We start from the raw sequence: 6,584 nt of genomic DNA on the forward strand, positions 1-6,584 counted from the left end.
ACTTAAGCAGCTCCTTCATCTTGATGCGGGAGAAGTCAGGATCGGAGCCAGTGACATGACTCTTAGATTTTTTCTTTTGCCCTATCTTGAGAAATTCCATGAGCTGCACCCTGGTATCAAGGTCACAGTAACCAATGGACCGACTCCTGAAACCTTAAGTTACCTTGACAGGGATCTTATAGACTTTGGCGTTATCTCATCTCCTTTTTCAGAAAAAGAAAACTACGAGTTCCACGAGGTTTCTGAAATAGAGGATACCTTCGTGGCTGCCAGACGCTTTATCCAGTACAAGAACAAGATGATGGACTACAAGGACCTTGAGAGCCTTCCTCTTATCATGCTTGACGGTAAATCCAGCACAAGAGACTATGTGGATTCATTTTTGAAAGATAATGGGGTTTCTATCCAGCCTGAGTTTGAGCTTGCAACCAGCGACATGATCGTGCAGTTTACCTTAAGAAACCTTGGCGTTGGCTGCGTTGTAAAGAGCTTTGCAAAAGAATATTTAGAAAGCGGAGTCCTGTTCGAACTCCGCTTCAATAAGATACTTCCTAAACGTAATATTTGTGTTGTAAGTGACAAGTCAAGACCTCTTAGTCTTGCTGCTTCTGAGCTGCTTAGATTAATACTTAACGCCTAAGGCCTTAAGCTCATCCTCAACCTGGTCATAGGATTTAAATATGATACCATTCCAGCCAAGTCTTTTAGCTGTGTCGATGTTTTCAGGTGTATCGTCAATAAAGACTGTAGTATCAGCTGTAAGATCATATCTCTCCATAAGGAGCTTGTAGATCTCCTCTCCAGGTTTTACTACGTGGTCTTTGTAGCTGAGGATCCCGCCATCAACATAGTCTAAAAATCCCATGGCTTCTTTGCAGTTTTCAACAGCCATCTTGCTGAAGTTTGAAAGAACAAGCACCTGATAACCTGCTGCCTTTATGGCGTTTATCCAGGGAATAGTTCTTTCTCTCTTGGTGACGATATCTGTAAGGTCTGAAAATGCCTTTCTGATCTCGCTTTCAATCTCAGGATCGTTCTCCACAAAAAGGTCAATGATCTCTTCTATAGATAGATTACCCTTATCAAATTCAACCCAGTCTTCGCTAAATACTGAAGCCTTGGCAATCCTGTCGACCATGGCGCTGTCAAAGCCGCGCTTTTCAATAAGTGGTCTCCAGGCAAAATCTACAAGCACGTTTCCAATGTCAAAAACGATAGTCCTGATCTTCCCTTCAGGGATCACATTTCCGTACCTGTCATGCATCCTGTTGCTGGTCATGGCATCAAGGGAAGCTACTGTATGCCTTCCTGTCAGCGCTCCAATGGACCAGATAAGAAGCCAAAGAATAATTGGCACTGCGATGGTAGCAGCAACGCATGTTATGAACACGTTGTAGGTCTCTGGTGATCCTGTAAGGGCCTCGTACAAAAGTACCAGGTACATGCCTACCAGGATGATGATTCCGATCCATGCCAGGACTCTTTTATATACGGGAGTTTTTTCCTTATTATTGTTTTCCATATATTCACCTATCTAAATTGATTATTGCAAAAACATGCATATCATACACTAATTGCACGGATTAGGCAAATATCGCCTTCTTTTTCACCGGCCTTGTCCTGGCCGCAGGCGTTTATGGATTTATGTCAACCAGTTTAGTACCTACGAACATTTCTTCATCCTGTGGTCTTAACTTATTTTCAATTTTACTAGAGTGATGTAGTTTCAAAAAGGTTGCAGGAATTTTAAAAAAATTTTTTCAAAATATCACGAATGATTATTATGGCCACCACTCCTGTCAGGAAGTCTGCTGCCGGCTGAGCCAGCAGGATTCCGTTAAATCCAAGAAGCTTTGATAGCACGTAGATGGCAGCTAGGAAAACGATGCCCTGGCGGGAAAGAGATAGTATCAGGGAGCCGATCGCGTTGCCCACCGCCTGGCATACACAGGTGGAAACCAGTGGTACTCCCACAAGAATGGAACTTAATTGCATGAAGCGGATCATAGAAGTTCCAGCTTCTACTACAACAGGGTCGCTCATGAAGAACCTGACAAGGAAAGGCGCAACAAAGAACAAAATAATTGCAAAGACTGTTCCAAGGCCAGTTTCGAATAGATATGCAAATTTAAGGGTTCCTTTAAAACGATCTCTATCCTTGCTTCCAAAAGCATATCCAAACAGAGGCTGACCACCAAAGGCAAAACCAATCAATGTCATAAGTGAGATCATGTTGATCTTAAAGGCAATTCCCATGGCTGCTATGCACTCGTTGCCATAGGGTTCAAGGGCTCTGTTGGTAACCAGCATTGCAAGAGAGTTCATGATGTTAGTGACAGATGCCGGGATGCCGATCTTTAAAACTTCGCCAACTTTCCCCGCTGAAGCGATAGCTCTTTTCACATCAAGGGTAACCACATGGCATTTCTTCTTAATGATAATAATGTATAAGACACAGTTCAGGACGTTGCTAAGGGATGTAGCCAGCGCTGCACCTGCTGCCCCCATGCCAAGGCCAAAGATAAAGATAGGATCCATGATCATGTTTGCAACGGATCCTGCCATGGCAGCCCACATACCCAGCTTGGCCAGGCCTTCAGTCCTTAGCTGATTGTTTGGAATCATCTGGAAAATGATAAATGGCGTGCCAAGAGCGATCCAGGTGTAGTAGGCAGATGCATGTGGCATGGAAGCCTCGTTTGCTCCAAGAGCCACCAGGATTGGATCACGGAAAAGAAGCATCACCGCCATGAACACTATTCCTGTAATGAAGGCGGAAAGCAGGCAAAATGCGGAAGCTCCGCCAGCTTCCTCATCCCTATGCTCACCAAGAAGTCTTGAGATAAGGGAACTTCCACCCAGGCCCCAGATATCTCCCATGGCTATGGATAGAACAAAAATAGGCGAGCATATTGAAACTCCTGCCACCAGATTGGAATCTCCCGTAAGGGAAATAAACCAGGTATCCACGAAGTTATATACCACTCCAAGGACCATGGCCAAAACTACTGGCACTGCAAGTTTTAAGTAAGCCTGGGGTACAGGCGCTTTTTCAAACAGATCTCTTTCCATACAGTGACACCTCAACACTGACTTAGGGTTAACAAAAGCCCCCCGCGCAGGAACTTGCCTACGCAAAGGGCTTTCTTAGCATATTTTAAATTGTCTGATAATGAACCAGTAACCCCATCCCCTGGGACCACCCTGGGTCATCAACCGTTTATGGTGAACTGTCCAATGAGCTTATTGAGACTCTCTGACTGCTCTGAAAGCTCCTGGGAAACAGCGCTTGACTCCTGTGCTGTAGCCGAGTTGTTCTGAACTACATTGGAAATCTGCTCGATTCCCTTGTCGATCTCATCCATGCTCTGAGCCTGCTGTCCTGCAAGGTCTCCTGTCTCGATGATCATCTCTGTGATCTCTTCTACGCTGTGTTGCATAGCGTCAAGAGCCTCTGTAGTCTCAGCCACAACTGCGTTTCCATTACCGATCTCATCCATTGTATCTGCAATGAGCTGATGGGTGTTCTTGGCAGCCTCTGTACTTTGGTCTGCCAGTTCTCCGATCTGCTCAGCAACAACTGCAAAGCCTTTTCCTGTTTCACCAGCTCTTGCTGCCTCAATTGAAGCGTTGAGGGCAAGAAGGGATGTCTGCTTGGCAATGGCTTCGATGGTATTTGTAACCTGCTCGATCTCTGCTGATGCCTCTGTGATCCTGGTCATGGCGTCAGTTACAAGGTGCATCTTTCTTGCAGAAAGTTCTGCGTTGTCTCTAACTGATGTAGCCATGTTCTTACTTCTCTCTGCAACATTAGCAAGCTGCTTGGTCTGCTCTGTAATAGAGTTTACTGAAGCTGTAAGCTCCTGAACTGCAGCAGCCTGGTCTGTTGCGCCTTCTGCAAGGTCTGTAGCTCCCTGGGACATATTACTTGCTCCCTGGGATACCTGGCTTGAAGAATTCTTAACCTCAAGAAGTGTACTTGAGAGATTATCTGAAATATCTGAAAGGGCGCTGCTGATAGCTTTGTAATCGCCTACATAAATGTCTTCGTTCTGTGAGCCTGTGGAGAAGTCTCCGGCAGACATTCTGTGAAGAGTCTCATCAATGTCTTTTACAATGCGCTCAATTGTATCGGTTGATTCTGTAATATCGTCAGCAAGCTTTCCAAGCTCGTCGTTGGAATCTGTCTCAACATGGATCTCAAGCTTACCCTTTGCCATGTCACCCGCAGCCTGTGAGATAGCCTCGATAGGTCCAAGGATACTCTTTGTAAGAGCTGCTCTTGCCTTAGCCGAATACATAAGAGCATATATTACCACGATAAGGGAAATGATGGTCATTATGATAACTGCAAGAAGTGACAGAGAATATGCTCTTGCAGCACCTTCTTTTGCTGCGATGCCTATCTCTTTAAAGTCCTTAACAACCACCTTTATAGCCTCATTGGTATTGGCTACATAGTATGCATAAATTTCTTCATGTGATGCTCCAGACTCAAACATACTGACAAGGGTATCATCCGACTTATCAATATCTTTAAGGTGATTATACGCATTTGAGAGGTCACCCTTATATACTTTACTGAGAGCATCCAGTCCATCATTCATCTCCTGGATCTTTTCGTAGGCGCCTTCAAGCTGTTCCTGCCTGTCAGCCTCATCCTGAGCGTTCATAGCCCACAGATAATACTTGGCAAGAGCCTGGATAGTTATTCTTATTTCACCCTGCTGAGAATTTTGCTCATAGTATTTGTGATAGATATTTCCGAGATTGAAAAGAGCTATCACATCAATTAGCACAATTACCACGAAGACAGCTATAAGATTATTCCTAAAGCTCCCAAATACTTTTTTGAACTTATCAGATACGGATAAATTCCTGAAACTATCCTGTGTGAACTCGTTCTGCTTATCAGCCTTTGACATAGAGAAACCTCCATAATTGGAATACATAAATATACATAACCTGTACCTTATATTTTATGCGAAATTCCGTCTATTGTGTCTAAATATTGTGTAAATTTATATAAAATTTCGGAAAATAAGTTTTTCTTATGCCTATTATAATAAATATTGATTTTACTTATGTGATGATTTAATGTATATTCTTCTGTGGAAATAATAATTGCTGCCAAAAGGCAGATGTTATGAGGAGGCTATTTTTATGGTAAAAGCTGTTGTAGGCGCTAACTGGGGCGATGAAGGAAAGGGTAAGATCACAGATACCTTAGCAGATAAGGCTGACGTCGTTATCCGTTTTCAGGGTGGTGCCAATGCAGGACACACAATTGTAAATAATTATGGTAAATTTGCACTTCACACAATGCCATCAGGTGTTTTCCATCAGAACATCATGAACATCATTGGCAATGGAGTAGCTTTTGATATTACCAAGTTCATGAAAGAGCTTAATGAGATCACATCCAAGGGCGTTCCAATGCCACAGATCATGATTTCTGACAGAGTTCAGGTCATGATGCCATATCATGTGTTATTTGATACTCTTGAGGAAGCTCGCCTTGCTGGAAAGAGCTTTGGCTCAACCAAGTCAGGTATCGCACCATTTTATTCAGATAAGTTCGCCAAGATCGGTTGGCAGATCAACGAGTTCTTCCAGGAGGACTCAGTTATAAAAGAAAAGATCGCAAGAATTGCAGAGATCAAGGATGTTATCTTAGTTAATCTCTACCACGCAGACCCTATCGATCAGGAAGCTCTTTTTGATCAGATCGTAGACTGGAGAGAGCAGGTTAAGCCTTACATCGGAAATGTATCTCTTTATCTTGATAAGGCCATTAAGGAAGGCAAGACAGTCCTTCTTGAAGGTCAGCTTGGTACCATGAAGGATCCTGATCACGGAATCTATCCTATGGTTACAAGTTCTTCACCACTTGCAGCTTACGGCGCAATCGGTGCAGGAATCCCACCATATGAGATCAAGCAGATCGTCACTGTATCTAAAGCTTACTCTTCAGCTGTTGGTGCTGGAGCATTTGTATCAGAGCTCTTTGGAGATGAGGCTGAGGAACTTAGAAGACGCGGCGGCGACGGCGGTGAATACGGCGCAACCACTGGTCGTCCAAGAAGAGTTGGCTGGTACGACTGCGTAGCAAGTAAGTACGGCTGCAGACTTCAGGGCACGACAGACGTAGCATTCACAGTACTTGACGTACTCGGCTACCTTGATGAGATCCCTGTATGTGTCGGCTACGACATAGACGGTGAAGTTACAACAGAATTCCCTGTAACACACCTTCTTGAGAAGGCTAAGCCAGTATTCAAAACACTTCCTGGATGGAAATGCGACATCAGAGGCATCAAGAACTACGAAGACCTTCCTGAGAACTGCAGGAACTACATCGAGTTCATCGAGGGCCAGATCGGATATCCTATCACAATGGTAAGTAACGGACCTGCAAGGAACGACATCATCTACAGAAAGAGCCCTCTTTCAAAATAAAACTTAAGCGGTGGCTTACATTCGGCCACCGCTTTTTTTTGGACAAGACACGGGGACTGTTTGCTGACACGGGGACGGTTCTACTGTCAGGTTTTATTTTGATAAAACCTGACAGTAGAACCGTC

General features: G+C 44.1%; 5 protein-coding genes. 2 read left to right on the plus strand and 3 right to left on the minus strand.

The window, feature by feature from the left end:
* Positions 1–640: LysR family transcriptional regulator substrate-binding protein (locus tag J6I68_RS08975; RefSeq protein ID WP_292219788.1), on the plus strand; the 640-nt coding region annotated here is incomplete at its 5' end.
* On the opposite strand, the gene J6I68_RS08980 is transcribed toward J6I68_RS08975, so the two are convergent.
* The 3 genes from J6I68_RS08980 to J6I68_RS08990 form a co-directional block, all read right to left on the minus strand.
* Positions 623–1,522, minus strand: a complete 900-nt coding sequence (locus J6I68_RS08980) for an HAD family hydrolase (protein ID WP_292219790.1) — start codon at positions 1,520–1,522, stop codon at positions 623–625. The genes J6I68_RS08975 and J6I68_RS08980 overlap by 18 nt on opposite strands.
* A 224-nt stretch (positions 1,523–1,746) precedes the next feature.
* Positions 1,747–3,072: an MATE family efflux transporter gene (locus tag J6I68_RS08985; RefSeq protein ID WP_292219792.1), complete on the minus strand. Its 1,326-nt coding sequence runs from the start codon at positions 3,070–3,072 to the stop codon at positions 1,747–1,749.
* A 140-nt stretch (positions 3,073–3,212) separates the two neighbouring features.
* Positions 3,213–4,925, minus strand: coding sequence for a methyl-accepting chemotaxis protein (locus J6I68_RS08990; RefSeq protein WP_292219794.1), 1,713 nt, complete (start codon positions 4,923–4,925; stop codon positions 3,213–3,215).
* 238 nt (positions 4,926–5,163) lie between these two features.
* On the opposite strand from J6I68_RS08990, the gene J6I68_RS08995 reads away from it, so the two are divergent.
* Complete coding sequence (locus J6I68_RS08995) at positions 5,164–6,459, plus strand: adenylosuccinate synthase (protein ID WP_292219796.1); 1,296 nt, start codon at positions 5,164–5,166, stop codon at positions 6,457–6,459.
* Positions 6,460–6,584 lie beyond the last annotated feature (125 nt).

It is taken from the genome of Butyrivibrio sp. (genome assembly GCF_017940685.1).
Lineage (GTDB): Bacteria > Bacillota > Clostridia > Lachnospirales > Lachnospiraceae > Butyrivibrio.

What these genes read in the sequence shown, in the direction of transcription:
- J6I68_RS08980 (WP_292219790.1), bottom strand. Translation starts at nt 1,522, where the DNA reads ATGGAAAACAATAATAAGGAAAAAACTCCCGTATATAAAAGAGTCCTG.
- J6I68_RS08990 (WP_292219794.1), bottom strand. Translation starts at nt 4,925, where the DNA reads ATGTCAAAGGCTGATAAGCAGAACGAGTTCACACAGGATAGTTTCAGG.
- J6I68_RS08985 (WP_292219792.1), bottom strand. Translation starts at nt 3,072, where the DNA reads ATGGAAAGAGATCTGTTTGAAAAAGCGCCTGTACCCCAGGCTTACTTA.
- J6I68_RS08995 (WP_292219796.1), top strand. Translation starts at nt 5,164, where the DNA reads ATGGTAAAAGCTGTTGTAGGCGCTAACTGGGGCGATGAAGGAAAGGGT.